Genomic DNA, 25,117 nt, shown 5'->3' with positions numbered 1-25,117 from the left:
CACAATAGTATAATATTAACAAATAAATCAATAAAAAACAGCCCGGATGTCCGGGCTGTTTTTTATTTCTGTAATCGATCCGCTTCTGTCAGTTTGACTTCCGCTGTTTTTTTCTTTCCCGAACGGTAGAACGTGATGTTCACACGGTCACCGATCTTTTTGCGATACAGGCGCTCACGGAGATCCACAACGTCATTGACCTTATGTCCGTCGAACCCGGTAATCACGTCGAGCTTTTTCAAACCCGCTTTTCCGGCCGGTGAAAACGCGTCGACACCCATAATGACCGCCCCGGTTTTAATGCCTTTCGGAAGTTTCAGCGTCTGGCTCCAATGGTAGCTCGCAATATCCGTTAAGGATTTCATCTCAATACCGAGGAAAGGCCGTCTGACTTCTCCGTATTTTTCTAAATCCTGAATAACGGGAATGACAAGCTTTGACGGGATGGACAGGCCGATGCCTTCAACGGCGGATTCAGCGATCTTCATTGAGTTGATGCCGACCACCTTGCCCGATATATCCATCAAAGCGCCGCCGCTGTTGCCGGGGTTAATCGCGGCATCGGTCTGCAGCACTTCCGCATTCCAATCCGGCTGTCCGTCGCCGTTTGAGTCAACAGGCACCGCCCTTTCCGTGCCTGAAATGATCCCCTGTGTCACTGATCCCGCAAATTCAAGCCCGAGCGGATTTCCGATCGCAATGACCGGTTCTCCGACTTTGACCTGATCAGAATTGCCGAACTGGGCGGCCGATTTGATTTTATCAGACTTCACCTTCAGCACGGCGAGATCCATCAAACGGTCGCTCCCGATTAGTTCAGCAGGCACGCGTGAGCCATCCTTCAGGCTGATCTCAATCTCAGTCGCACCTTCAATGACATGGTGATTGGTTACGATATAAGAAGTGTTTCCGTTCTTTTTGTAAATGACGCCCGACCCGCTTCCCGCTTCGCCGCCCTCTCCCCAAATATCGGTCTTTTGAATATTGAGAACACCGACTACCGAATCTGATACACGGCTGACCATATTCGTGACAGCGTCATTGACATTTACGTTGACTGTTTTCACCTGTTCGCTGCCGAGACGCTGGCTGGTGCTTTTGCTGCTTTCTCCATGGTCTCCGCCTGTCCAGTACGGCAGCAGGAAAGCCATGAGCGCGGCCCCGACGATGACGCCGATCAGACTTGATAGAAAGTACCCTCTCTTGCTGCGGCGGGGCTGTTCGGAGGCGTACTGTTCATCATCGCGATTATAATCCACCCTATCTCAAATCCTTTCAAGAGTACTCGATTTGCTTATAGTGTGGGTCAGATCGCGGATTAATAATCATGATTCATTTGGAAAAATTACACGGCGCACAGCGGCGTCGGGATTTTCGGATCGGTATCAAATAACTGAAACGTTTCCCCGGCGACAAATCCTTTCGCAGCCAATGTCTGCTGCACGGACATTCTCGCCAGTTCCTTCATATTGTTGTCTTGGCTCAGATGCGCCAAATAGATGCGCGATGTGCCGTCGCCGATGACATCAGTCATGGCGAGCGCCGCATCTTCATTGGAGACGTGGCCGACATCGCTTAAAATCCGCCGCTTAATGCTCCATGGGTATCTGCCCATTTGCAGCATGCCGACATCATGGTTGCTTTCAAACACAAACACATTGGCCGAACGGATAATGCCTTTCATTCTGTCGCTCACATACCCTGTGTCCGTCATCAGTGCGAGCTTTCTGCCTTGGTAGTGGAAAACATAAAACATCGGCTCGGCCGCGTCATGAGAGACGCCGAATGACTCAACATCAAGCCCGCCGAAGGATTTTACGCTTTCCATCGGGAACAGAAACTTTTGTCCGGTATCCAGCTTGCCGATCTGATTCTCCATCGCTTTCCACGTCTTTTCATTGGCGTAGACGGGAAGACCGTACTTTCTCGCAATGACGCCGAGCCCTTTAATATGGTCGCTGTGCTCGTGAGTGACAAAGATGCCGTCCACGTCGTCTATCTTGCGGCCGATTTTCTCCATCAGCCCGTCCATCGCTTTACCGCTCAGGCCGGCATCCACCAGAAAAGAGTGCTCCTCTGTCTCCAGATAAAACGCGTTTCCGGTACTCCCGCTCGCAAGCACGCTAAATTGCAAGCCCATTGTGTCTCACTCCATTATTTATTTTGATTGTTATCAATGACTGTGCTTTCCAATGCATTCACAGTGTACGTTTGCTGTGTCTTTTTCTTCGTCCCTTTTGACTTATCTTCAATTGTAATTCTCCATACCGGCGCCAGCACCTGCGTACTTGTCAGCGGGTATTGGGCAATATAGCCGAACTTGACGCTTTTAACGGCGCAATTCGCTTTTAAGTAATTTTGAGAATACAATAATTCGACCGCATCCAGCTCAGGAATCAGGCTCTCCGTCTGGATCCGCTTGAATGACTCCAGCATGGTCTGCTCGTAAGATACGACCTCGTTTTTATCGTTCAGATGCAGAATCACCTGTCCGATCGCATCCGTGGACGAGTCAAAATCCTGATAAATAAACTGTCCGTCATACGTCTGGTAAAAAATGATCTGTTTTTGATCCTTGTCGACTTTCCACAGTTTATATTTTTCACCGCCGGTTACTTTAGAGCTGACGAGCGATTCCGCATCCTCCTGCGGTTTTTGCTTCGATAAACCGACCGGATCGGTAAATTTCATTTTCAGCGTTGTGACCTTGTGATCATCCGCCGGCATCTCCATTAACGGCTTTTGATCCTTCAAAGCATCAATATCTTCAGCGGTAAATACCTTTTGGCCCGCCGTCAGCCGGTAGCCCGTCGCGGAATCAGAAGACAGGTTTCCGAATGTGATGTGATCCATCTCCATGTCTTTTTCCACATTTGAATTTTTAATCACTTCGTATTCACTGCTCGAGCGTTTTTCAAAAAACTGATAGCCTAGAAAAATATCGAGGATGAGGAAGGCAATGATGAAGATCGTTTTTGTCTTATTCCACTCCATTATCGTCCTCCTCCTTCCCCAGCAGATCTTTCGTAATCGGGACGATCTTCCCGTTGATTTTCATACTCCAGACGGGTTCCAGTTCAACAAGATCATTCGTTGACGAAGATACCATTTGATAGGACAGGAAGATCTGGTCGATTTTATTCACGTCGTATTTAACCTGCTGCTCCAGCAAAGACACAACCTCATTGCCGCTCATCATTTTCACGTCTTTTGTTTTAATCGGATTCGGTCCGAGAACATAGTTCGGCCGCTTGTAGCTGAGAACCTCGTCATTGGCCCATTGCAGGGTCAAAACAGGTCCGGATCCGAAAGGCTTAGACGTGCTGTTGATCACAGGCATTTGGTCTTTAAACATGTAGAAACTCAGCTGCTGGTTATCACTCACATTGAAAAATTGATAATGATCCGTCCAGCTTCCCGTATCCTCTAAATATTTATAGCTTTTCTTAATCAGCTCACCCGTTTGGTAAGAAGCGCTTTGTGCCAGGTTCCGATGCTGGAATTGAATCTGCCGCTGTGTCGAATTGATTTCCAGACGGCTGATTCCGTCAGTCAGCACATTCCGATTGTAATTCGGGTCTTCTCTGACCGTGCTCGGATCATTAAAAAGCGTCTGCTTAAACAGGTTCGTCTTAATGGTTTCAGTGATAAATTCTTTTTCCTTCATATTAAACCGCGCATTCGGCATGAGAAATTCTTTGCTTTTTCCGACCGAATAGAGGTGGTATAACGGCATACTCGACTTTTTGCTGTACAGCTCATTCATCAGATTGCGGTAATTCGCCGATTCCACAGTCACTTCCAAAATCAGCTGCTTGCTGTATGAGACCATGTAAATCTTCTTATTCGTCTTATTCTCATTAAACGGAATGACAATATGGTCAAATGAGCTGTATTCCATTGACGGATTCGACCATTTAAACATCGATTGGAAGAAATCAATCGGAATGGTGTCATTGAATTGCAGATCGAGCTTTGCCGAATTGCCGTTTCTGCCGTAAAGCCAATTTTTAAAACCGAGCTTGTCGTATTGATCGGAAATATCCTTCATCCCTTTTACTTCCCATTGCGGCAAATCCGCCCACAGGTCATTAAAGAGCGTCTCATCATCCACTTTGTAATGAGAGCCGTTTGTATGAATAAACATATCCCGGGGTTTTACCGTTTGCGACACTTTTTGGCTCGTTTTATCAATTTTATGCTTTTCCCGGACAGTCGATTTGGTTGAGGCCGTGCCTTCTGAAAAATTGGGCTGGAATGTCCAAATTCCCCATGTTAAAACAAGACTAATGACGACCAGCACTGACAGTATGACTGTTTTTATATTTTCACGCCTCATCCCAATCATCCTCTTGCTCTTCTTTATATGGAAGAGTAAATGTAATCTTCGTTCCTTTGCCTTCTACACTGTCGGCCCAAATGTCTCCGCCGTGCGCCTGAACCATCTCTTTTGCAATCGCAAGGCCGAGTCCGGTGCCGCCGAGTTTTCTCGTGCGCGCTTTATCCACTCTGTAGAAACGGTCAAAGACTTTTTCCACATCTTTTTTCGGAATGCCGATACCTTCATCTTTTACGCTGATATAAAGCAGCTCTTCTTTCTCATTCACATCGACTGAGAAAGTGACATGTCCGCCTTCCGGTGAGTATTTCAGTGCGTTAGAAATGATATTATCGAGAACCTGCGTCACTTTATCCTGATCAATCTCCACGTACAGATTTCTGTCCGGCAGCTCGCGGATAAATTCGACATGCTGTTCTTTTGTCATTTCAAAACGATCGATAATCAGTGACATAAAGCGGATCACATGAATCCACTCTCGATTAAACTGATAATCTTTGCTGTCGAATTTAGAAAGCTGAAGCAGGTCGTTCACCAATCTGATCATGCGCTCAGTCTCATTTTGAGTCACCATTAGGAAACGCGGAGCGATATCTTTATTTTCCCACGCGCCTTCTGCAAGCGCCTCTAAATAGCTTCGCATGGTCGTCAGCGGTGTCCGCAGCTCATGAGACACGTTGGCAACGAACTCTCTGCGTTCCCGATCGAGTTTTTCCTGTTCGGTGACATCATAAAGAACCGCGATTAAACCGTCGATTTTTCCGTGCTCTCTCTGAATAACGGAAAAATTCACCCGCAGTACAGTCGTTTCATCGTCACGTTCGATCTCCAGCAGCATGGAATCCTGCTGTTCTACTAAATCCTCAAATGTAAAGTTCTCTTTTATGCCCAATAAAGACGTAATCGGCATCTCTAACGCCGTTTCACGTGAAACATTCAGCAGCTCAAGCGCAGGGCTGTTTAAAAGAATAATAGCCCCGTTGCGATTCGTAGCGATGACACCGTCCGTCATATACGCGATAACGGAAGACAGCTTTCTTCTCTCCCCTTCCGTCATGGCTTGGGCATCTTCAAGCTCTCTCGTCAGATGGTTGAACGTCGTTGCGAGCTGACCGATTTCATCATGCCCGTATTTCCGCACCTTTCTGGAGAAATTCCCTTTTGCCAGTTCCATCGCCTGCTTACGCATATCCGACAGCGGATGGGTAATGGTGCGGGCGAGAAATATACCGAGAAGAGCCGTCAGAACAAGGGCTAAGCCTGTTCCTGAAGCAAGAATCGAGTTGACGGTTTTCATCTGGTTAAAGGTATCTTCCATACTGGCTACGACATAAATCGCGCCGACAACTTCCTGATTCTCTGTGACGACAGGTTTTGCTGAAATCAGCACTCTGTTTTTACTTTTAGGATCATAATATTTTTTTGAATAGGCCTGTTTTGTTGAGAAAATCCGTTTAAAAATCGGGTCAGTCGTCTGTTTCCCCGCTATTTCCTCGCCATAAGGCCTCGAGGAACCGACGACCTCATAGCTTTTATCAACAAATGTAATCTCCCGTATTTCATTATTCTTCGTAAAATCATTCAAAATCCGTTTGACGTCATCTTTAATGACGGTGCTGTCATTATCTCCTTTATATTCCTGCTCAATATAATAGGATAGATTGTCAATCCGCTGATTTAACGATAATTCATAGGACTTGAGAAGAGAATTCTCCACCTGTTTCACAAAGTACACGCCGATAATCTGCATGGCGATGATAATGAGAAGCACATAGATCAGCGTGATCTTAAACTGAATCGACCGAAAAAAACCAACCTTATTCATCGCCGGTTAGTCCTGTTCAGGGTTTCTCAAGTAATAACCGACACCCCGTCTTGTGACGATCCAGTTCGGATGGCTCGGATTATCCTCGATTTTCTCACGGAGACGGCGCACTGTTACATCCACCGTTCTCACATCACCGAAATAGTCATAGCCCCACACAGTCTGCAGCAGATGCTCACGCGTCATAACCTGTCCGATATGTTTGGCTAAGTAATGAAGCAATTCAAACTCACGATGAGTCAGCTCGATCGTTTCTTCTCTTTTTGATACGACATAAGCGTCAGGGAAGATGACGAGAGAACCGATATGAATGTCATTAGAAGCTGATTCTTCCTCAGCCGGCGCAACCGTAAGCTGGCGGCGCAGGTTCGCTTTGACGCGGGCCAGAAGCTCACGCGTGCTGAAAGGCTTCGTGACATAGTCATCCGCTCCGATTTCAAGCCCGATGACCTTGTCAATCTCCGAGTCTTTTGCCGTCAGCATAATAATCGGCATATCATATTTTTTCCGGACTTCCCGGCACACTTCAACTCCGTCTTTATTCGGAAGCATAATATCTAAAAGAATTAAATCAGGCTGAAGCTCCTCCACCATTTCCACGGCTTCGTTTCCGTCGTACGCACAATGCACGTCATAGCCTTCTTTTCTTAAATTAAACTCTAATATATCTGCAATCGGTTTTTCATCATCGACTACAAGGATTTTCTTATCCATCATCTTGATTTTCCTCCTGCCAGAATGACTTCATTTCATCTATTGATGTTTCATGATGATCACAATTCGGATCGTGAAAAACGTTCCCCATCTATTATAACGGTTTCAGGTCAAAAGATAAAAAAATTAAAGAGAACAGCGCAAAAACGTATTGAACTGCCATCCTTTTGTCATGTTTTTTATTTTCTTTTAAAAAATAATATTTTTTTGAAACCTCACGAAAAAAAACGCCGTCTAGTGTTTGACGTCTTCTTCTGGGCCGGCTGAAAAGCCGGCTCTCCCTTTTTTATAACAAAAGAAAAAACGCACCTACTATTGCAGATGCGTTTGGGTAAGTGGCTCGGGACGGAATCGAACCGCCGACACACGGATTTTCAGTCCGTTGCTCTACCAACTGAGCTACCGAGCCAGATGTTTCTTTTCTATACTATAAAGTAAAGTAAAATGGCGGTCCGGACGGGACTCGAACCCGCGACCTCCTGCGTGACAGGCAGGCATTCTAACCAACTGAACTACCGGACCTTACAGTAATTTGTCCGGAGAGCCGTATCGTGGCGGCCCTCCGAGGACAAATAAGGAGTTAGCAATAACGCTAAAGTAAATCAATGACCCGTACGGGATTCGAACCCGTGTTACCGCCGTGAAAGGGCGGTGTCTTAACCGCTTGACCAACGGGCCATAAAAAGTGGTGAGCCATGAAGGACTCGAACCTTCGACCCTCTGATTAAAAGTCAGATGCTCTACCAACTGAGCTAATGGCTCCTGATGTGTCGGATTATGTATCATAGAGCATTCAGACAAAAGCTTTCTTGCAGTACTCTATTGAAGCTGTTCCGTAACAACGAGATTTATAATATCATAGAACATTCGAAAGTGGCAACTACTTTTTTGAAAAAAATCTATTATTTTTTTCCTACATAAAAAAACAAGCCTCCGTGACCGGAGGCTTGTTTGCTGCAAATTCTTAGTTAGCGCGGTATACACTGCGGATGACGTTCGTTTGTGAACGGTCGGGACCGACAGAGAAAATAGAAAGCGGAATACCTGTCAGCTGAGATACGCGTTCCAGATAATGGCGCGCATTTTCAGGAAGATCGCTTAATGTTTTTGCGCCTGTGATATCTTCCGTCCAGCCAGGCATTTCTTCATATACCGGTTCACACTCTGCGAGAGCTTTCAGACTTGCCGGGAATTCTTCAATCACTTCACCTTTGTAGCGGTAAGCGACACAGATTTTCAATGTTTCAATGCCAGTCAGCACATCGATTGAGTTCAGAGAAAGATCTGTGATTCCGCTGACGCGGCGGGCGTGGCGGACAACAACGCTGTCAAACCAGCCGACACGGCGCGGACGGCCTGTCGTTGTGCCGTATTCGCGTCCGACTTCACGGATTTGATCCCCGATTTCATCTTTCAGCTCAGTCGGGAAAGGACCGTCACCGACACGGGTTGTGTACGCTTTAGATACACCGACGACGTGCTGGATTTTTGTCGGGCCTACGCCTGAACCGATCGTCACCCCTCCGGCGACCGGGTTGGATGAAGTGACAAACGGGTATGTCCCTTGGTCGATATCAAGCATAACCCCTTGAGCGCCTTCAAATAAAACGCGGCGGCCTTCATCCAGCGCGTCATTTAAGACGACGGATGTATCGCATACATACTTTTTAATCTGCTGGCCGTATTCATAATACTCATCCAGAATATCTTCAATTTTGAAGCCTTCCGTTTCATACATTTTTTCAAGCAGACGGTTTTTCTCTTCAAGGTTCCGTTCAAGCTTTTCTGCAAACACGTCACGATCTAGCAGGTCTGCGATCCGGATGCCGATCCGCGCCGCTTTGTCCATATAAGCAGGTCCGATGCCTTTTTTCGTTGTGCCGATCTTATTGGCCCCTTTGCGTTCTTCCTCTACTTCATCCAGTTTCAGATGGTATGGAAGAATGACGTGGGCTCTGTTGCTGATTCTCAAGTTATCCGTGCTCACATTGCGTTCATGAAGATACGCAAGCTCCGTTACGAGCGCTTTCGGATCAACAACCATTCCGTTCCCGATGACACACGCTTTTTCTTTATAAAAAATTCCTGATGGGATTAAATGAAGCTTGTACGTGACGCCATCAAACTTGATGGTATGTCCTGCATTGTTTCCGCCTTGATAACGTGCGATCACTTCTGCATTTTCTGATAGGAAATCTGTAATTTTACCTTTTCCTTCATCGCCCCACTGCGTACCTACTACGACTACTGAAGACATATATCCGTGCACCTCCGTTAACCTTTCAAAACGATATCTCATTCAAACAAATTAAGTGTATCAGTGCCGAAACAGAAAGTCAATCGTAAATCCGAACATTTAAATCTTATCAATCTATATTTGTTCGCCTTAAACATGATTAAAAGCGTTTTCTCTTTCATTTGCTATCTATTACTCCCGAAACTTTCATGCTTTAACAAGAAAAAGAACCCGTAATCAGGGTTCTTCAGACAGTCATTTATATGCCGCTTGTATTCATCAGGACGACCCGCCAGCCGTCAGGATCTTCGATGGTCACGCCTTTTTCTTCCCAGTACGGGTTTTCGGGTGCTTTCTCCTCATATCCCATCTGCTTTAATTTCGTGCTGATGCGGATGACCTCCTGCTGATCCTGGATGTAAAAGACAAGCAGGCTGTCGCCGTGCGGAACGGGCGCCGGCTGAGACGCGCCGGTTTCTTCGGTGAATTCTAAGTGATATTGCGTATGGGGCAGGCCGAACATGACGCCGCTGTAGCCCTCATGTCCGGAAAAACTGCCGACCCTCTTCAGCCCGAGGCCCTCTTCATAAAACCTGATGATTTCTTTGAGCTGTCCGGTCGGCCGGGCAATCCGGATTTGCGCCGCTTGAAATTGCGGAAATTCAATTGTCATCATCATCCCTCCCTTAATGCCATTATATAAAAGCGCCTTCTTTTTTTCGTCTGCCGAACGGACGGCATTCTCTCATTCTTTCGGATGAAAAAAAGCCTCAAGACATTGCTTGAGGCTTTACGCACCTGCCGGAACACCGCCGTCATCAAAGCGCCTTTCCAGGTTTACGAACTTATTGTATTCTTTCACAAAAGCCAGTGAGACGGTGCCCACCGGGCCGTTACGCTGTTTGGCAATAATGATTTCGATGATGTTTTTGTTTTCGGATTCTTTATCATAGTAATCATCACGATACAGGAAGGCGACGATGTCGGCATCCTGCTCAATACTTCCCGACTCACGGATATCTGACATCATCGGACGTTTATCCTGCCGCTGCTCAACACCCCGGGAGAGCTGAGACAGGGCGATGACCGGGACTTCAAGCTCCCGCGCCAGCGCTTTTAGCGCCCGTGAAATTTCCGATACCTCTTGCTGGCGGTTGTCGCTTGAACGGCCGCTTCCCTGAATGAGCTGCAAGTAGTCAATTAAAATCATGCCCAATCCGTTCTCCTGCTTCAGTCTGCGGCATTTTGAACGGATTTCGCTGACGCGGATGCCGGGGGTGTCATCTATAAAGATACCGCTGTTTGACAGGCTTCCCATCGCCATCGTCAGCTTGCCCCAATCTTCTTCCGTCAGATTTCCCGTTCTGAGATTTTGGGCATTAATATTCCCTTCAGCGCAGAGCATACGCATGACAAGCTGCTCGGCACCCATCTCAAGACTGAATATCGCGACGCTCTCATCCGTTTTGGTGGCCACGTTTTGCGCAATATTTAAGGCGAATGCCGTTTTCCCCACAGACGGACGGGCCGCGACAATGATCAAATCATTCCGCTGAAACCCCGCCGTCATCCGGTCAAGCTCGATAAAACCAGTCGGAATCCCGGTTATATCGCCTTTCCGGTTGTGAAGCTGCTCAATGTTGTCGTATGTTTGCACAAGCACGTCTTTAATATTTTGGAAGGCGCCCGAATTTTTTCGCTGCGCGACCTCCATAATCGTTTTTTCCGCATCGCTTAATAAATCCTCAACTTCATCCTCGCGCGTATACCCGTCTTGAGCGATCGAGGTCGCCGTTCTGATTAAACGGCGGAGAATGGATTTTTCCTCAACGATTTTCGCGTAATATTCTATATTAGCCGCTGTCGGAACGGAATTCGCGATGTCCGTCAGGTAAGAGACGCCTCCCACCTCTTCTAACAAATCGGTATTCGCAAGCTCTGACGTTACCGTGACCAAATCAACCGGTTCACCGCGGTCTCCGAGCACGAGCATGGCATTGTAAATTTTTTGGTGTGACATTCTGTAGAAATCATCCGGAATCAACACTTCAGAAGCCAGTGTTAACGCAGACGGCTGTAAAAAAACAGCACCTAACACGGCCTGCTCAGCTTCTATGTTTTGCGGCGGCAGCCGATCATTCAGAAGGTCTGTCATGCTAAGCACCGTCCTCTCCTTAAAAAATATCCAAACTTCATTTTACCATTTCTCAAGAAAAAGAATAGAAAAACATCTCTTTCCCTGTATTTGTCAAACAGCGGCTGCGTGTTTCGCCATTCCGAATGCCGGGAAACAAATAAATAAATCGAAACCAGGAGGTAAGAAGGATGAAAACATATGCAGTAACACCCAGTGTTGATGCGGACGGATGGTTTGTGAAGGTGGAAAATGTGGCGCCGACAGCTCTTTATACATCAAAGGACGCGGCGATCGAGAAAGCGGAGCAGACGGCTAAAGAGAACAGCCCGTCTAAGCTTGTCATTTATGATCAGCATAAAAACATTGAAGAAGAACGGTCCTTTTAAGAAAAGCCTTCGCCCGAGCGAGGGCTTTTCTTATTCGATGAAACGGATGTGCAGCACCGTCTGCGACATGAGATCGGCCGTTTTTTGATACAGCTCCCATTCTTCACAGGCGGCGAATACTTTCATCATGTCCTGCAATGTCTGTTTCAGTATAATAAATTCGTCAATTGTCCGCAGTTCTGCGGCTTTTTTCTGATAATCAGCCAGCTTCAGCTGTAATAACATCAATGGTGATTGCATAAAAAACCTCCCCCATTCTGTTATAAAGCCCCGCTTTTCAAACCTCCATTCCTTTGTCATATCCTCTTACGATAGATTTCTGATTTTAGTACAATAAAGAAACGGAAGGAGTGATCACATGAAACCGCTGCAAATTTCCGCCGAAACGGCGCAAAAGCTCGCAGAATCACTGAATATGCCGCTTGAGAGAATCATGCACATGCCTCAGCACATTCTGCTTGCCAAATTAGCTGAAGTCCAAAAAGAGAACGATCACAAATAAAGGCTGCTCTCTCATATATATGTGCGGGAGGCGGAAGCGATGGCTTTCCGCCTCTTTTTTTCGCGAAGAAAATTTTGGTAAAACATTCTTTGAACGGAACCGATCCGATTTTAACCGTCTCACAGCTGAAAAAACTTGTTGACGAAGGAAAAGTGAAATATTTCTTATTATCCGGAAACAATTCAGGCAACACAAAGCTTGTCTCATGGAGGAAAAAGAACGGCACAAAAATCTCAGCTGACCAATACAGCACCGGAAAAACAAGCTCAGCCCGGAAAGGAATGACGGGCGGCCCGGGCGGACAAAGTCAGCAGACTCTGTATGAGATGAAAAAATAGTTCGGAAAGAGGCTGGATAGTTAAACGCCGGCCTCTTTATTTTGCTCTTGAAGCACCTGCCATGCGGCGCCGGTATCATTCAGAAAAATGATTGATAAATCCTTTCTATTTTTGAAACCATCAGTTCCTGACGCAGATGCCGGCCGGCATAGGAGCGCGCTTCTTTTCCAAGCCGTTCCCTGAGAGACTGATCCGTAATCAGCATTACGAGAGCATCAGCAAGTTCGCGGCTGTTGCCGGGCTGACAAATAAGCCCTGTGGCCTCATGCCGGATCATCTCAGGGATTCCTCCGCAGTCAGTTGCGACAATGGCTTGACCTGAGAACATCGCTTCGATGATCGCTATAGGGAAATTATCATTCAATGTCGGCAGGACAAATATAGATGATTCAGCCAAAAGCGCCGGCACATCACGTCGTTTTCCGAGGAAAAACACATTTGAGAGGCCCAGTTTCCGTCTCTTCTCTTCCAGAAACCCTCTCATGTTTCCGTCTCCGATGATCCATATATCAACTCCGGATAAATGGTGCCGGATGCGGGCGAGAGCGTCCAGCATCACATCATGTCCTTTTCGCTCGGTCAGACGGGAAACGCACGCGATCACGAGCTTTTCAGCACGTTTTGACTCAGGGGCATCCTGAATGTGAATACCGGTATGAACAGTCTTCAGCTGGGCCTCCTTCGCTCCGTACTCCAGCAAGGGCTCGTGAAAGGAGTCGCTGATTGTAATGATTTTATCCGAAGCCCGAATACCCTGCCTTTCTATTTCACTGAAATATGCCTCTTCTATTGAACCCTTTTGGATTTTATGAAACTTCATCCGGCTTTTCGTAAAATGTCCGTGCGGCGTGAAAAAAAGAGGACGCTGGTACGTTTGATTAAGGTATCCCAGCAAAAATACCGCAAATAAATCCTGCGCGTGAAACAGGTCATATTGTTCTAAGTCTTTCTCCTTCAAAAATCTTTGAAAGACATGTAAATAGCTGAGATTCTTCACAAACTTTTCGTTTGCGGCGCCGTATCTGCCAACAAGAAACGCTCTGATCTCGTCAGCGGCCCGCGGGATATCTTCCTGAAAAAAAGATGGCGGCATTTGGAGCGGCGAGATGACATCCGCTTGATGACCGATGCGCTCAAAACCCGTCTTAATTGATGTGATATAACTCGCCAACCCTCCGACATTCGGGTAACGGAGAAAAGTTGCGTACAGAATACGCAATGGCTTTTTTCGTTTAGGGGAGCTTTTTCCTTCCGCACAGAACGAATACAGCATCTCTGGCTCACTTTGATGTTCGATCCCGTAAAATTGATCCATGACGCGCAATAAGGCTAGAGGCACCAGACCGTTCGGCTTGCCGATCTCTTCTTTCAAATCCGCTCCCCCTCTCTCAAACTTATAATCCTAATTCCCGTCCCCATTTTGACACTTTGTCAACATGATACGGCAGCAGTTCTCCTCCCCGATTGTCGAAGATTCTCCGCAATTGGGTATGAAGCCCTTTTTCAAGTGTTCTCTGCAAATAAGCCATTTTATAAAGCGTCATAGGAGGGGTCTGAAAATGAATGCCCCGCTTTTTCATTTCTTTCGTATACACTTTTACGCAATACGTCCGAATATCTTCTGCGTGCCGGCTCCAATCTTTTCTGAAGCCAAGCAGAATTTCAACCAGCACCGTCATATCAAACCAAACCGGCGCGTATTTTGCGGATTCCCAATCGATGAATTGAATATCCCACGGTTCATGCCCGGACGCATCGTGGGTGCAGATATTCTGCATATGAAGATCACCGTGTGTGATGGCTGAGCCGTTTTGTATCAATTCAGGGAAAAAATCCGGCTCCTCCTGCTCAAGCAAGTTTGTGATTTGCCGATAATGAGGCTTCACGATATCTTTTGTGCGCTCATCTTTAAGAGCTCTATCCAATAATTCCGCTGTCTTTTTGATCTGCTTTTTACGCCCTTTTCTCATGGTTTCCGATTCATATACCGGCAGCCACGACCGCCATTTACCGTCAGAAATATTCTTATTTTCAAAGGTGCGGCTGTGCAATTCTGCGACAGACGGAATAATATACTTGAAATGCTTCGGGTGAAATGTAAGCTGTCCCCTGATCTGGCTGACAAACTCCATAAATATCCACGTTTCATGGTCACTTTCTTCTATAAGATAGATGTCCGGCAGCAAATCCCCTAAAACGGAACGGGCTTTCCCGTATATATTAATCTCGACCTTATTTTTTTCACGGGAAGATTTATATACCTTCAATATCAGCGGAACAGTTCCGGATTTTTTCTTTACAAACAGTTTATAAATGGCGCTTCTGTCCGTCGATTTCAGGCATGTGATGTCATCCGGATTCACCGCAGCCCTTTCACCGAACGAATACGACAGTTTTTCGTCAATTCTCAGTTTTTGAAATGCGCCATACAAAAGATCCTTTTCATACATGCCGATCTTCCTTCCGCTTCCGTTTCCAGCTGTTTTTGAGATGAGACCAAGTGTTTCTGATAAATGGCATCGGGTCATTCCAAGCAAAAAGAGCGTACTCTTTTTTTCCTTTACACCCTTTCCAAAAATCCCGGAACGTCATTTCTCCTCTTTTTCGTTTCTTCAAAAACGTTAAGAAATAACGCACCTCATAAATCCAGTTGATTCCGTCTTTTTGTTCGAGCTGGGGCTTCACATGTTGTCCGGTCAAATACAGATAGTACATGTAAACGAAATGAACGCCTGCCGGTTCTGTCAGGCTATGGCTGAGCCAAAAGCGCGGATTAATTTCGATAAACTTGTAAACATTGTCCCGGGGATCCTTTTTAAATTCCGCCATGCCTACTCCCTTCAGCTGAATCGCTTCAAAAAACGGCAGGGTCTTCTTGATTAAATCAGGAAGCCGTTTGCTGACGACGTGGGCCCCCGCGCCAAAATCTGCAGGGAATTGATGGTTCTTTTGCAGAGAGAATAAGCCCATTAATTTCATTTGGTCATCATAAAAAGTGGCGACTTTATAAAAACACTGGTTGTCTCCGGGGATGATCTCCTGCACGAGCAGTTCTCCATTTTCTCTGTAGGAGCTGAACTCCTTGCGCAATTGTGCGGCATCCTTCATTACAATTGCTTTTTTGTTTACTTTTTTTCTGTATTCATGGCCGGCCACCGGTTTTAAAATACACGGGAAGTCAATATTGGCGATGGCCTCTTCCAGCTCATCCCGGTTGTTCGGAAAAAAGGTTTTCGGGCAGGGGATGTGATGCTTGACCGCTAATTCATATGCTTTGCTTTTATCTAAGACCGTTTCTAACAGAGAGCGGCTCGGGAGCAAAAACAAAAAAAAGCCGGCTAATGTCTCGCGGAATTTAGATATAAATCCCGCATAATCATCAGATCCTGCGTACAGAACCGGCTTTGCTTGGAATCGCTTCCCGAAATCAGTCAGAAATGTCAGCAGTTCTTCCTCTTGTGTTAAAGGGCTGGGACATATCCCGCAATCTGCCAACCTTGATTTTCCGATACGATAAGGTCCCTCCGTGTCAAACGCGTAAACATCGATTCCTCTTCGGGCCAGGCTGCGAATGATCCCAATCCCGTTTGCACTGAAATCAAGTACAACGGCTGCATGTTCATGTTTCATGATCTCCCTCCGAGCTGTTGGTATTTTGATAAATCGATTCGATATTTTTTATCATCGTCTCACTGCTTAAATATTTCTCTGCGTAGGCCTTTGCGTTTGAAGCAGCTATCTTCCGCGCAGATTTGTTAGTGATAAAAAACGCTAAAGCCCGGGCAAGAACCTTTGCATTTCCCGGCTCGACAATAAGCCCCGTTTTGTTATGGCGGATCAGATCCGGAATACCCCCGCAATCGGTCGCGATGATAGCCGAGCCGCTGAACATCGCTTCAATAATCGAAATAGGCAGACTATCATTAATGGTCGGCAGTACGAATATGTCCGTCACATTCAAAATAGCGGGAACATCATCTCTTTTTCCTAAAAAGGAAACCATAGATAGATTCAGTTTTCGAGCCTGTTCCTCTAAGGCGCTCCTCATCTCTCCGTCGCCCGCGATCAGCACTTCAACATGCTCAAGTACATCAGATGGAATTCTCGAAAGTGCGTCCAGTAAATATTTGTGACCTTTTCTCGGGCCTAATCTTGCAATACACGAGATGATGATCTTATTTTTCGGTAACGGGGTTTTTCTTTTCCCGCCTGTTTTTGCATCGTAATCGATTCCTGTGACCACCGTTGTCATGTCTTCCTGTTCGGCTCCGAGCTTCATGAGCGGGCTGCGGAACGTATCGCTGATAATAATCAGGCGATCTGCGTATTCAATGGCTTTCATCTCTAATTTTTTATAATAAATCTCTTCTACCGAGCCTTTTTTAAAGATGTGAAATTTAAGTCTGTTGAAAGTAAACATGCCATGCGGTGTGAAAAATAAAGGTTTTTTATAGATTTGATTGAACCTGCCTAACATATTGGCTGTAAATAAATCTTGAGCGTGGAACACATCATATCTTTCCAAATGAATCTTTTGAAGCATTTGCTCGTATATAAACATCAGCCGATTATTTTTCAAAATATGATCGTTATAAACCCCATATCTGTCTTTAAAGAAATCTTTTAATTTCGGAACAACAGCCGCCCGCAGTTCTTTTACCTGTGCGGACGGAAACAGATTAGGGGATATGACATCCACCTTATGACCTCTTTTTTTCAGTCCTTCACTAAGCGTTTTAATATAGTTTGATAAACCGCCCGTGTGCGGGTAGTCCCAAAACGTGGCAATCAAAATGGATAACTTCTTTTTTTTCCTGTATAACCGCGGAATATGATGTTCATGTTTCAACTGTGTCTTTACTGCCGCCTTTTTTCGCGGGCGCGTTTTGACCCCGTAGTAGCGGTCAAGCGTCTGGACCATATACGGATAGGGGACGGAAAATGTCTTGATCATTTCCAGATCCTCCGCACGACTTCAAAAGCTTCGGCGTATTCCACACCCGCCGTCATCCCCCTGACTCTTCCTAAATGTTTTACGCCTTCATATGAACGGGGATGAGGGTAATCCCTCATTTCTACGTCATAGTGGTGAAGCGCCGCGAGTTTGGCATCCATTGTGTCTGTGATATTGACGAAGTAATTAGGCTTGAAAAGTTTATCAGCCGTATTCCTCTCCCACTCGCTTGAAGATAGCGTTTCAAACGTAAGCAGTTCGATAGGCTTTTGATTCGGAAGCGGTCTGGCGGCTGTTAAAACTGCTTGGAATGTTCTCTGGTGGTCCATATTGATATCGCCGTAATGATGTGTAAAGATTTTATCAGGCTGATAGACGCGAATGAGCTGCTCTAATTCTTTGACAAGCTTATGAAGAGGGATACATTCCAGCTCTAAATTCGTGTGCTCCAAAAAGATGACTTTCTCAATTCCAAGCTCTTGATTCGCGCGTTCGCCTAATTGTTTAATATGATGAGCTTCTTCTTTTCTTCCTAATGCCGTAATAACGGAAATTACTTTATATCCTTCATTGATCAGCCGTTTTATGGTGCCCGCTGATCCCAATAGTTCATCATCGGGATGAGCGCCGATAACCATAATGTATTCTGCCATTTTTTCCACACTCCACCAAACAAATGTTACAAATATCATATGACGACCCTACAAAAAGGAAACTTACATGTGCGGATTTTCAGAAACTTACATGTGCGGCTGCCATTCCAGGTAACGTGACGGATTTAATTTTTTTATAGTGTTCAAAAACTCATCCGCCAAGCCGTATTTGTCCAGTCCTTTTAATAGTTTTACGGGAAACCGGGTAATGGCGGAAAAAGCTCTTTTATGGTCGATGACCTTAAGATTTCCGTGTTCGTTGATCAGAATGTGCCTGATTTCGGCATCCCATCTGGTAAAACCGATTCTTTTTAATTCATCCAGCATATTTAAAATATCAGCAGTCAGTTTGACGGACAGGGATTTTTCTTTTCTGATATGGCGGGCAAGAGAGGTGCCTTGGACATATTCCATCACAATATAACGATCTCCGTATTCATACAGTCTTGGAATCACCGGGGAACCTTGTCCGGTCTTTAAAGCTGCCAATTCCTTTTTGCATGTCCCTTTTTCAAAGAAGTATTTTACGCATTTGTTGTGTGTTAAGCGATAGACTTCCCCGTCTTTTCCATCACCGATCAGCGGATAGTGCTCCAGCGCCTTTTTATTCTCCGGATTATTAAAATATGTTTCAGAAAAAAATCGTTTCATACCGACACATCCTTCGTTATGATGTAATATAATATGCAATCTGGTGATGATCGGAAATGAAACAATCTCATCATTTTCTTGCGCTGCGCCGTCTGCTGACATGAAAAAAACCCGCCGGATCGGCGGGTTTTTCATTGTGTATTACGCTTCTTCTTTTACGTGAACCTTCAGCACAGCCTGAACTTCAGGGTGCAGCTTTACAGGAACGTTTGTATATCCCAGTGTGCGGATACCGTCTTGGAGCTCCAATTTCCGTTTATCCACTTTAATCTTATGCGTTTTTTGCAGCGCTTCTGCAATCTGTTTGCTTGTGACAGATCCGAATAGACGGCCGCCTTCACCGGATTTGGCACTCAGCTCAACAGTCAGCTGTTCAAGCGTTTCTTTCAAATCTTTGGCTCTTTCAAGCTCGGCAATCGCTTCTTTTTTCTCTTTTTCTTTCTGTCCTTTCAATGCGCTGATGTTTGTCGCATTTGCTTCGACAGCGAGGCCTTTTTTAATGAGAAAGTTATGTGCATAACCGTCTGCTACGTTTTTCACTTCGCCTTTTTTTCCTTTACCTTTTACATCTTGTAAGAAAATAACCTTCATCTCTGAACGCCTCCCTCAAAATATTCATCAATGGCTTCCTTCAGCCGGACGAGCGCTTCTGAGACAGAAATGCCCGATAACTGGGTTGCCGCATTGGTTAAATGCCCTCCGCCATCCAGCGCCTCCATAATAATCTGCACATTGACCTCGCCCAGCGATCTCGCACTGATGCACACCGTATGCTCATCCCGTCTGGCTACCGCAAATGAAGCTTCCACTTCACTCATCGATAAGAGGGAATCAGCCGCCTGCGCAATCAGCACCTGGTCAAAGTACTCCTCTTCGTTCTCAGGAAGAGAAGCAATCGCGATATGTTCTTTATAAAGAGACGTATGCTGGATCAGCTTCGCCCGCTTGATATAAGAACCGACCGATTCTTTGAGAACTTTCTGCACCAGAACCGTATCTGCGCCTTTCGCTCTCAAATAAGAAGCGGCGTCGAACGTCCGCGAGCCCGTGCGAAGGGAAAAACTCTTCGTATCCACTATTATACCAGCTAACAGGGCCGTCGCTTCAATCATATTGATTTTGAGCCGCTTCGGCTGGTATTCAAGCAGCTCCGTCACGAGTTCTGCGGTGGATGAAGCGTATGGCTCCATATAAACGAGCAGCGGGTCTTTAATAAATTCCTCGCCTCTGCGGTGGTGGTCAATCACAACGATGTGCTCGATTTTGTTCACGAGACGCTCTTCCATCACAAGGGATGGTTTATGTGTATCAACGACGACAAGCAGCGTGTCGTCATTTGAAATTTCCATCGCCTCTTCCGGCGTGATGAACCGCGACCACAGCTCTTCATATTTTTTAATTTCTTCAATCAGACGCTGAACGCTTGATCCGATCTGGTTCGGATCAATGACGATGTAGCCTTCTTTGCCGTTGGCCTGCGCCACCTTCAATATTCCGATTGCGGCTCCGACTGCGTCCATATCAGGAAATTTGTGCCCCATGATAATGACATTGCTGCTTTCTGAGACAATCTCCTTGAGCGCGTGAGAAATCACCCGGGCGCGCACCCTTGTGCGCTTCTCCATCGGATTCGTTTTGCCGCCGTAAAATTTCACCTTGCCGTTCGGCATTTTGATCGCCACTTGGTCGCCTCCGCGGCCGAGAGCCAAATCGAGGCTGGACTGCGCCAGATCTCCAAGCTCCTTCAAGGAAGAAACCGATGCGCCGATCCCGATACTGAGGGTCAAAGATACAGTGTGAACGGATGTTTTTTCTCGGATTTCATCCAAAATCGAAAATTTCGCGTTTTCAAGCTCCGTTAAAATGTGTTCATTTAACACCGCGATAAACCGCTCCGAGGACGTCCGTTTCAGAAAAATGCCGTACTCCTGCGCCCACGCATTTAATAATGAGGTGACCTGGCTGTTCATCGTGCTTCTCGTTTGGTCATCCAGCCCCTGTGTGACGTCATCATAGTTATCTAAGAAGATATATGCCAGCACGGTTCTCTCATTTTCGTACTGCTTTTCAATCTGAATCTGTTCTGTCACATCAAAGAAATAAAGCAGGCGCTCATCTCTTTTAATCACTACTTTAAACTTCCGCTCATTCAAGGTGATCGTTTCCGAATCGACCTCCTGCTTGATCAGCGGCACGACGGCCTCGCATGTGTCATACAGCGAGCGTCCGACGAGCGTGCTTTCATTAAAACAGGAAGACAAAAACGGATTCGCCCACTCAATGTAATATTGATCATTAAACAGCATAATCCCGATAGGCATTTCCATTAATGCCTCTTCGCCTACTTTTTTCAATCTATACGATAACGTGGAGATATAATCGTCAATTTCTTTTCTGATCAGAGAATCCGCACGCTTAATGAAAAACAAGATCACGGCGAGCAGCACAACGCCGATGGCTCCTATCAGCCAGTTAAAGTAAATGCTGATGAGAATTATGATGATTGACAATGCAATCAATGCATAGATGGGATACCGAAACAACGGTTTTTCATAAAAACTAGGCATTTCTATCAACCCCCCACCTGTAAGTCACACTCAATTTCGCGTCACCTTATTTCTTATGTTAAAGCCTATGTCAATGATGCCTAAGAGGAGATACACGGACAAGATGAGCGGAAAAAGCACCCCCAGCACAATTGCTAATACAGGAACGGCTTTCGGCATCTCCATTTCGCGGCAATAGAAAAAAATAAACGCTAATCCTTGAATACAAATCAGCAAGCTGAGAATAAATCCCCCATTCAATGAAACCGAATACAGCATATGCCCTTTTTCTAAAGGCAGAAACCCTAATATCGTCACAATAAAATACAGAATGACAACGCTTTGCGGGAGTTTGAGCTCTCTAAAAGGCTTCATCTTCGGAAGATCAGGGGAAAATCGCCGTAAAAGCGGCCTTGCCATAGCATAACTGAGGAAAGAAAAAACGATGCCGGTCAATACGAGCACTGTAGGAAAAAGATATTGAACCGTGCTCAGCTGACTTTCCATCAGCTTGATCTGCTTCCCGAACTGGTCTCCGTAACCCAGCTGTTTTGACATGGTATCAGCCACAGACAGCGACTCCCGAAGCTGGGACATGGTGGTATCAACCACATTCATGTTAAGGAACACGATGCTGACCACAAAAAAAACGACGCCGCACAGCACATACGCCATAGCGCCGGCAGCAACCGCATAGCCGGACTGTTTCTTTTTAAAATAATATCCCATGGCGATTCCCGTACAGGCCGCCGTAAAAGCGCCTGTAAGCCCGGTAAACGAACTTACAATAAAGCTGACAGGAAGGCTGGCAAGCCCCATCCATACCCCGGGCTTCAGACCGTGCCGAATGGTGTAAAGAATGATCGGCAGCGGCAAAGCAAAGAGAAGAATTGCCCCCAGTAAAGGGAGGTACACGACCAAAAGGGAAATGATTGCAAAAATACTGATCAAAATGGCGCCTTCTATTAGAGCCCTTGTATTTTTCACTTACTCACCTCAAACCTTGTATCATTCGAACATACGAATAGAAAAGAGCAGCTTAGACGACTGCTCTTTTGACGCCGCAATGTCTCTTTCAAGACCTGAATTTTCCATAAACTCTCCAAAATACACGTATATATTTTAACATAAGTCGAAATCGCAAGTAAAATGAGCGCGGACAGCCGCAATGTTCCATGTGAAACATGAAAACAGACAAACGGACATCCCAGTGAAAGAATGCCCGTTGTATCAGTGATCCTGATCATCCATGAAACCAGAAGTATCTCTGTTTTTCTTTTTGGTTTTTCGTACATATAACAAGACGATAACGATAAGTAAGAGAGTGGTCGCCTGCAAAACACCGCTGCTGAAAAGGAAGAAGTTCTTTATCATGTCCCACATATATTTTCACCTCTATTTCGTATTTCCTTTACATTGATTTTCCCTTTCTGGAAACTTCAAAACATCAGGAACAACATCGGAACCGGGGCATATGCTGATAGTGAAAATGAAGGATAAAGGAGATTCTTACACCATGACTGAGCGGAGAACATTAGCATGGCATGAAACGTTAGAACTGCATGAGTTAGTGGCTTTCCAGGCAAACGGACTTGTGAAATTAAAAAGAACAGAGCGGGACGTAAGCGACGCCAGATTAAAACAGCTTTACAGATTTTCCATCCATTCGCTGGAACAAAATCTGCGTGAACTGCTTCCTTTCTTCCCTGAAGCTCCCGCTTTTCGTGAGGATGAAACAGAAGAGCGCGCTGATTCCTCCTTTTACAGCGGCGGCCTGCTGAGCATGGCCAAAACGTCTGTGCGCAATTACGCCGGAGCCATTACAGAGACGGCCACACCTCAATTAAGACACGTTTTCGTCAAGCACTTAAATGCGGCCATCAAGTGGCATCAAATGGTCTTTGAGTATATGGAAGAACGCGGTCAATATCCGGCTTACAACCTGAGCGAATTGCTGAAAAATGACGTGCGCAACGCCAGAAAGGCCATCGCGATGAAATAAAAAAAAAGCAGCAAGGAATTTAATCCTTTGCTGCTTCTTATTTTTGAGCGGACTGATCTTGAGGAGACGTTTTATCCCGGTATGTCTCGAGAAACTCCCGGTTGGCATCTCCCCATTTCTTCATTTGCAAAACGATCGGTTCCAGCGACCTGCCGAATTCGGTAAGAGAATACTCCACCTTTGGAGGCACCTGCTGATATACCTCGCGATGCACGATGCCGTCCGCCTCAAGCTCGCGAAGCTGAAGCGTCAGCATACGCTGCGTAATGCTGGGGCAAATGCGCCGAAACTCATTAAACCGCTTTTTTCCGCCGATCATATGATAAAACAAAATACCCTTCCACTTTCCGCCGATAACGGAAAGCGTCAGTTCAACCGGACAACCTTCTTTATTCGGATATATGTTCATTTTTCATCCTCCATAGTACCTTTTTTGATACTATATGCTGATTAGCATCTGACTTACCCAGTATTTTACTCGCAATCCTCTCCACCTCTCAACAAAAATGCTTCTTTTTCACATCAATTTTTAAGGTTTTGAAGATTACACCCTCCTCAAGACGTGTTAAACTATAAAAAGATTGTTTACACTACAAAAAAGGACAAGGAGTTATTATGGAAAAAATTCTTATTTTCGGACATCAAAACCCAGACACAGATACCATTTGCTCTGCCATTGCCTACGCTGATCTAAAAAATAAACTCGGCTTCAATGCTGAGCCCGTCCGCCTTGGACAAGTCAACGGCGAAACACAATACGCGCTTGATTATTTCAAGCAGGAAAGCCCGCGTTTGGTGGAAACAGCCGCAAACGAAGTAAACGGCGTCATCCTTGTTGACCACAATGAACGCCAGCAAAGCATCAAGGATATCGAAGATGTTCAGGTTCTTGAAGTTATCGACCACCACCGTATCGCCAACTTCGAAACAGCGGAACCTCTTTACTACCGTGCTGAGCCGGTCGGCTGTACGGCTACGATCTTAAACAAAATGTACAAAGAAAATAACGTGAAAATCGAGAAAGAAATTGCGGGCCTCATGCTGTCAGCAATCATTTCCGACTCTCTGTTATTTAAATCTCCGACTTGCACGGAGCAAGATATCGCAGCGGCAAAAGAGCTTGCTGAAATTGCCGGCGTAGATGCGGAAGAGTACGGCTTAAACATGCTGAAAGCGGGCGCCGACTTAAGCAAAAAAACTGTGGAAGAACTGATTTCTCTTGATGCGAAAGAGTTCACGCTCGGCAGCAAAAAAGTCGAAATCGCCCAAGTCAACACAGTTGATATTGAAGATGTTAAAAAGCGGCAGCCGGAATTAGAAGCGGCTCTTTCAAAAGTAATTGCTGAGAAGAACCTTGACCTGTTCCTTCTCGTGATTACGGATATTCTGGAAAACGATTCCCTTGCGCTTGCCATCGGTGATCAAGCGTCAAAAGTGGAAAAAGCATTCAACGTGACTTTAGAAAACAACACGGCTCTTTTAAAAGGCGTCGTATCCAGAAAGAAACAAGTCGTTCCTGTTTTAACAGACGCGATTGCAGAATAACAAAAACACCCCGGAAACCGGGACTGCCCCCCGTTTTTGAGACAGGGGTCAAAACACCTTTTAAACAGCCAATTGCCGATAGTTTATCGGTGATTGGTTGTTTAGTTTGGTTTGAATACGAATATTGTTATAATAATGAATGTATTCTATGACAGTGCGTTCTACGATGGCAGTCGTAGTTCGATCAATGCTGTTAAGATAGAACGTTTCAGACTTTAGCGAGGAATGAAACGATTCGATGGAGGCATTATCAGCGGGCGTCCCTTTGCGGGACATGCTCATGGTAATG

General features: G+C 45.7%; 26 protein-coding genes, 4 tRNA genes and 1 pseudogene. 5 read left to right on the top strand and 26 right to left on the bottom strand.

Features of this window, described 5'->3' with window-relative positions; translation table 11 throughout:
• Positions 1 to 62: 62 nt before the first annotated feature.
• The 13 genes from BR62_RS0100150 to dnaB all read right to left on the bottom strand — a co-directional run bounded on the left by BR62_RS0100150 (position 63) and on the right by dnaB (position 11,269).
• Entirely contained in the window at positions 63 to 1,259 is a 1,197-nt protein-coding gene (locus BR62_RS0100150; RefSeq protein WP_007407894.1) for a S1C family serine protease, read from the bottom strand.
• An 86-nt stretch (positions 1,260 to 1,345) separates the two neighbouring features.
• Positions 1,346 to 2,140 carry an MBL fold metallo-hydrolase gene (locus BR62_RS0100145; RefSeq protein ID WP_007407895.1) on the bottom strand — a complete coding sequence of 265 codons (795 nt, stop codon included), beginning with the start codon at positions 2,138 to 2,140 and terminating at the stop codon, positions 1,346 to 1,348.
• A gap of 14 nt (positions 2,141 to 2,154) precedes the next feature.
• Positions 2,155 to 2,994 (bottom strand): two-component system regulatory protein YycI, encoded by an 840-nt coding sequence (locus BR62_RS0100140; protein WP_032869247.1) that lies wholly within the window; start codon positions 2,992 to 2,994, stop codon positions 2,155 to 2,157.
• On the bottom strand, positions 2,981 to 4,339 hold the full coding sequence (gene yycH, locus BR62_RS0100135; RefSeq protein WP_032868124.1) for a two-component system activity regulator YycH: 1,359 nt from the start codon (positions 4,337 to 4,339) through the stop codon (positions 2,981 to 2,983). The genes BR62_RS0100140 and yycH overlap by 14 nt, the downstream gene beginning before the upstream one ends.
• On the bottom strand, positions 4,329 to 6,164 hold the full coding sequence (gene walK, locus BR62_RS0100130) for a cell wall metabolism sensor histidine kinase WalK (protein ID WP_032869246.1): 1,836 nt from the start codon (positions 6,162 to 6,164) through the stop codon (positions 4,329 to 4,331). Before walK ends, yycH begins: the two co-directional genes overlap by 11 nt.
• A gap of 6 nt (positions 6,165 to 6,170) precedes the next feature.
• Positions 6,171 to 6,878: a cell wall metabolism DNA-binding response regulator WalR gene (gene walR, locus BR62_RS0100125; protein ID WP_004393104.1), complete on the bottom strand. Its 708-nt coding sequence runs from the start codon at positions 6,876 to 6,878 to the stop codon at positions 6,171 to 6,173.
• A gap of 336 nt (positions 6,879 to 7,214) precedes the next feature.
• Positions 7,215 to 7,287, bottom strand: a tRNA-Phe gene (locus BR62_RS0100120).
• A gap of 36 nt (positions 7,288 to 7,323) precedes the next feature.
• Positions 7,324 to 7,400 (bottom strand) — tRNA-Asp (locus tag BR62_RS0100115).
• An 84-nt stretch (positions 7,401 to 7,484) separates the two neighbouring features.
• Positions 7,485 to 7,556: transfer RNA gene (locus BR62_RS0100110), tRNA-Glu, on the bottom strand.
• An 8-nt stretch (positions 7,557 to 7,564) separates the two neighbouring features.
• A tRNA-Lys gene (locus BR62_RS0100105) sits at positions 7,565 to 7,640 on the bottom strand.
• Positions 7,641 to 7,842: 202 nt separating this feature from the next.
• Complete coding sequence (gene purA, locus BR62_RS0100100) at positions 7,843 to 9,135, bottom strand: adenylosuccinate synthase (RefSeq protein WP_004393102.1); 1,293 nt, start codon at positions 9,133 to 9,135, stop codon at positions 7,843 to 7,845.
• Between the two features lie 238 nt (positions 9,136 to 9,373).
• Complete coding sequence (locus BR62_RS0100095) at positions 9,374 to 9,787, bottom strand: VOC family protein (RefSeq protein ID WP_007407899.1); 414 nt, start codon at positions 9,785 to 9,787, stop codon at positions 9,374 to 9,376.
• A 117-nt stretch (positions 9,788 to 9,904) separates the two neighbouring features.
• Positions 9,905 to 11,269: a replicative DNA helicase gene (dnaB, locus tag BR62_RS0100090; RefSeq protein WP_004393100.1), complete on the bottom strand. Its 1,365-nt coding sequence runs from the start codon at positions 11,267 to 11,269 to the stop codon at positions 9,905 to 9,907.
• Positions 11,270 to 11,439: 170 nt separating this feature from the next.
• Here dnaB and BR62_RS0100085 point away from each other — a divergent pair, with 170 nt between their 5' ends.
• Complete coding sequence (locus tag BR62_RS0100085) at positions 11,440 to 11,637, top strand: DUF2188 domain-containing protein (RefSeq protein ID WP_007407900.1); 198 nt, start codon at positions 11,440 to 11,442, stop codon at positions 11,635 to 11,637.
• Positions 11,638 to 11,667: 30 nt separating this feature from the next.
• Here BR62_RS0100085 and BR62_RS0100080 read toward each other — a convergent pair whose 3' ends face one another.
• Complete coding sequence (locus BR62_RS0100080) at positions 11,668 to 11,877, bottom strand: hypothetical protein (RefSeq protein ID WP_032866861.1); 210 nt, start codon at positions 11,875 to 11,877, stop codon at positions 11,668 to 11,670.
• A gap of 118 nt (positions 11,878 to 11,995) precedes the next feature.
• Here BR62_RS0100080 and BR62_RS18915 point away from each other — a divergent pair, with 118 nt between their 5' ends.
• Together BR62_RS18915 and BR62_RS0100075 are read left to right on the top strand one after the other, a co-directional pair.
• Positions 11,996 to 12,139, top strand: a complete 144-nt coding sequence (locus BR62_RS18915) for a YycC family protein (RefSeq protein ID WP_007407902.1) — start codon at positions 11,996 to 11,998, stop codon at positions 12,137 to 12,139.
• Between the two features lie 89 nt (positions 12,140 to 12,228).
• A pseudogene (locus BR62_RS0100075) lies at positions 12,229 to 12,477 on the top strand (hypothetical protein); the annotation flags it as partial.
• Between the two features lie 79 nt (positions 12,478 to 12,556).
• Here BR62_RS0100075 and BR62_RS0100070 read toward each other — a convergent pair.
• The 10 genes from BR62_RS0100070 to BR62_RS19440 form a co-directional block, all read right to left on the bottom strand.
• Entirely contained in the window at positions 12,557 to 13,849 is a 1,293-nt protein-coding gene (locus BR62_RS0100070; protein ID WP_032869243.1) for a glycosyltransferase family 4 protein, read from the bottom strand.
• A gap of 22 nt (positions 13,850 to 13,871) precedes the next feature.
• Positions 13,872 to 14,927, bottom strand: a complete 1,056-nt coding sequence (locus tag BR62_RS0100065; protein WP_007407905.1) for a phosphotransferase — start codon at positions 14,925 to 14,927, stop codon at positions 13,872 to 13,874.
• Complete coding sequence (locus BR62_RS0100060) at positions 14,920 to 16,107, bottom strand: carboxylate--amine ligase (RefSeq protein ID WP_007407906.1); 1,188 nt, start codon at positions 16,105 to 16,107, stop codon at positions 14,920 to 14,922. Before BR62_RS0100060 ends, BR62_RS0100065 begins: the two co-directional genes overlap by 8 nt.
• On the bottom strand, positions 16,097 to 17,431 hold the full coding sequence (locus BR62_RS0100055; protein WP_007407907.1) for a glycosyltransferase family 4 protein: 1,335 nt from the start codon (positions 17,429 to 17,431) through the stop codon (positions 16,097 to 16,099). The genes BR62_RS0100060 and BR62_RS0100055 overlap by 11 nt, the downstream gene beginning before the upstream one ends.
• Positions 17,428 to 18,084 carry a PIG-L deacetylase family protein gene (locus BR62_RS0100050; RefSeq protein ID WP_032869242.1) on the bottom strand — a complete coding sequence of 219 codons (657 nt, stop codon included), beginning with the start codon at positions 18,082 to 18,084 and terminating at the stop codon, positions 17,428 to 17,430. The genes BR62_RS0100055 and BR62_RS0100050 overlap by 4 nt, the downstream gene beginning before the upstream one ends.
• A gap of 87 nt (positions 18,085 to 18,171) precedes the next feature.
• Entirely contained in the window at positions 18,172 to 18,870 is a 699-nt protein-coding gene (locus tag BR62_RS0100045; RefSeq protein ID WP_080760387.1) for a protein kinase family protein, read from the bottom strand.
• 6 nt (positions 18,871 to 18,876) lie between these two features.
• Positions 18,877 to 19,326 (bottom strand): 50S ribosomal protein L9, encoded by a 450-nt coding sequence (rplI, locus tag BR62_RS0100040; RefSeq protein ID WP_007407910.1) that lies wholly within the window; start codon positions 19,324 to 19,326, stop codon positions 18,877 to 18,879.
• Positions 19,323 to 21,302 (bottom strand): DHH family phosphoesterase, encoded by a 1,980-nt coding sequence (locus tag BR62_RS0100035; protein ID WP_007407911.1) that lies wholly within the window; start codon positions 21,300 to 21,302, stop codon positions 19,323 to 19,325. Before BR62_RS0100035 ends, rplI begins: the two co-directional genes overlap by 4 nt.
• Positions 21,303 to 21,332: 30 nt before the next feature.
• Positions 21,333 to 22,268: a YybS family protein gene (locus tag BR62_RS0100030; protein WP_032866869.1), complete on the bottom strand. Its 936-nt coding sequence runs from the start codon at positions 22,266 to 22,268 to the stop codon at positions 21,333 to 21,335.
• A 243-nt stretch (positions 22,269 to 22,511) separates the two neighbouring features.
• On the bottom strand, positions 22,512 to 22,664 hold the full coding sequence (locus BR62_RS19440) for a hypothetical protein (protein ID WP_004393059.1): 153 nt from the start codon (positions 22,662 to 22,664) through the stop codon (positions 22,512 to 22,514).
• Positions 22,665 to 22,797: 133 nt separating this feature from the next.
• Here BR62_RS19440 and BR62_RS0100020 point away from each other — a divergent pair, with 133 nt between their 5' ends.
• Entirely contained in the window at positions 22,798 to 23,283 is a 486-nt protein-coding gene (locus BR62_RS0100020) for a spore coat protein (protein ID WP_032866871.1), read from the top strand.
• 37 nt (positions 23,284 to 23,320) lie between these two features.
• On the opposite strand, the gene BR62_RS0100015 is transcribed toward BR62_RS0100020, so the two are convergent.
• The gene (locus BR62_RS0100015; protein WP_015240961.1) at positions 23,321 to 23,692 is read right to left on the bottom strand and encodes a winged helix-turn-helix transcriptional regulator; all 372 of its coding nucleotides are present in this window, start codon (positions 23,690 to 23,692) and stop codon (positions 23,321 to 23,323) included.
• A gap of 206 nt (positions 23,693 to 23,898) precedes the next feature.
• Between BR62_RS0100015 and BR62_RS0100010 the strand changes: the two genes are divergently transcribed.
• Positions 23,899 to 24,828, top strand: a complete 930-nt coding sequence (locus BR62_RS0100010) for a manganese-dependent inorganic pyrophosphatase (protein ID WP_004393053.1) — start codon at positions 23,899 to 23,901, stop codon at positions 24,826 to 24,828.
• Between the two features lie 60 nt (positions 24,829 to 24,888).
• Here BR62_RS0100010 and BR62_RS0100005 read toward each other — a convergent pair.
• Positions 24,889 to 25,117: IS3 family transposase (locus BR62_RS0100005; protein ID WP_032869240.1), on the bottom strand; the 229-nt coding region annotated here is incomplete at its 5' end.

This window comes from Bacillus sp. UNC69MF (assembly GCF_000746035.1).
GTDB lineage: Bacteria > Bacillota > Bacilli > Bacillales > Bacillaceae > Bacillus > Bacillus velezensis.
This window is presented reverse-complemented; position numbering and strand designations above follow the sequence as displayed.

Coding starts and splice junctions, on each gene's coding strand:
- BR62_RS0100015 (WP_015240961.1), bottom strand. CDS start 23,692: ATGAACATATATCCGAATAAAGAAGGTTGTCCGGTTGAACTGACGCTT.
- BR62_RS0100140 (WP_032869247.1), bottom strand. CDS start 2,994: ATGGAGTGGAATAAGACAAAAACGATCTTCATCATTGCCTTCCTCATC.
- BR62_RS0100065 (WP_007407905.1), bottom strand. CDS start 14,927: ATGTATGAAAAGGATCTTTTGTATGGCGCATTTCAAAAACTGAGAATT.
- BR62_RS19440 (WP_004393059.1), bottom strand. CDS start 22,664: ATGTGGGACATGATAAAGAACTTCTTCCTTTTCAGCAGCGGTGTTTTG.
- BR62_RS0100085 (WP_007407900.1), top strand. CDS start 11,440: ATGAAAACATATGCAGTAACACCCAGTGTTGATGCGGACGGATGGTTT.
- BR62_RS0100145 (WP_007407895.1), bottom strand. CDS start 2,140: ATGGGCTTGCAATTTAGCGTGCTTGCGAGCGGGAGTACCGGAAACGCG.
- purA (WP_004393102.1), bottom strand. CDS start 9,135: ATGTCTTCAGTAGTCGTAGTAGGTACGCAGTGGGGCGATGAAGGAAAA.
- BR62_RS0100060 (WP_007407906.1), bottom strand. CDS start 16,107: ATGAAACATGAACATGCAGCCGTTGTACTTGATTTCAGTGCAAACGGG.
- BR62_RS0100020 (WP_032866871.1), top strand. CDS start 22,798: ATGACTGAGCGGAGAACATTAGCATGGCATGAAACGTTAGAACTGCAT.
- BR62_RS18915 (WP_007407902.1), top strand. CDS start 11,996: ATGAAACCGCTGCAAATTTCCGCCGAAACGGCGCAAAAGCTCGCAGAA.
- BR62_RS0100035 (WP_007407911.1), bottom strand. CDS start 21,302: ATGCCTAGTTTTTATGAAAAACCGTTGTTTCGGTATCCCATCTATGCA.
- BR62_RS0100095 (WP_007407899.1), bottom strand. CDS start 9,787: ATGACAATTGAATTTCCGCAATTTCAAGCGGCGCAAATCCGGATTGCC.
- BR62_RS0100010 (WP_004393053.1), top strand. CDS start 23,899: ATGGAAAAAATTCTTATTTTCGGACATCAAAACCCAGACACAGATACC.
- rplI (WP_007407910.1), bottom strand. CDS start 19,326: ATGAAGGTTATTTTCTTACAAGATGTAAAAGGTAAAGGAAAAAAAGGC.
- dnaB (WP_004393100.1), bottom strand. CDS start 11,269: ATGACAGACCTTCTGAATGATCGGCTGCCGCCGCAAAACATAGAAGCT.
- walR (WP_004393104.1), bottom strand. CDS start 6,878: ATGGATAAGAAAATCCTTGTAGTCGATGATGAAAAACCGATTGCAGAT.
- BR62_RS0100080 (WP_032866861.1), bottom strand. CDS start 11,877: ATGCAATCACCATTGATGTTATTACAGCTGAAGCTGGCTGATTATCAG.
- BR62_RS0100050 (WP_032869242.1), bottom strand. CDS start 18,084: ATGGCAGAATACATTATGGTTATCGGCGCTCATCCCGATGATGAACTA.
- walK (WP_032869246.1), bottom strand. CDS start 6,164: ATGAATAAGGTTGGTTTTTTTCGGTCGATTCAGTTTAAGATCACGCTG.
- BR62_RS0100055 (WP_007407907.1), bottom strand. CDS start 17,431: ATGATCAAGACATTTTCCGTCCCCTATCCGTATATGGTCCAGACGCTT.
- BR62_RS0100045 (WP_080760387.1), bottom strand. CDS start 18,870: ATGAAAAACCCGCCGATCCGGCGGGTTTTTTTCATGTCAGCAGACGGC.
- yycH (WP_032868124.1), bottom strand. CDS start 4,339: ATGAGGCGTGAAAATATAAAAACAGTCATACTGTCAGTGCTGGTCGTC.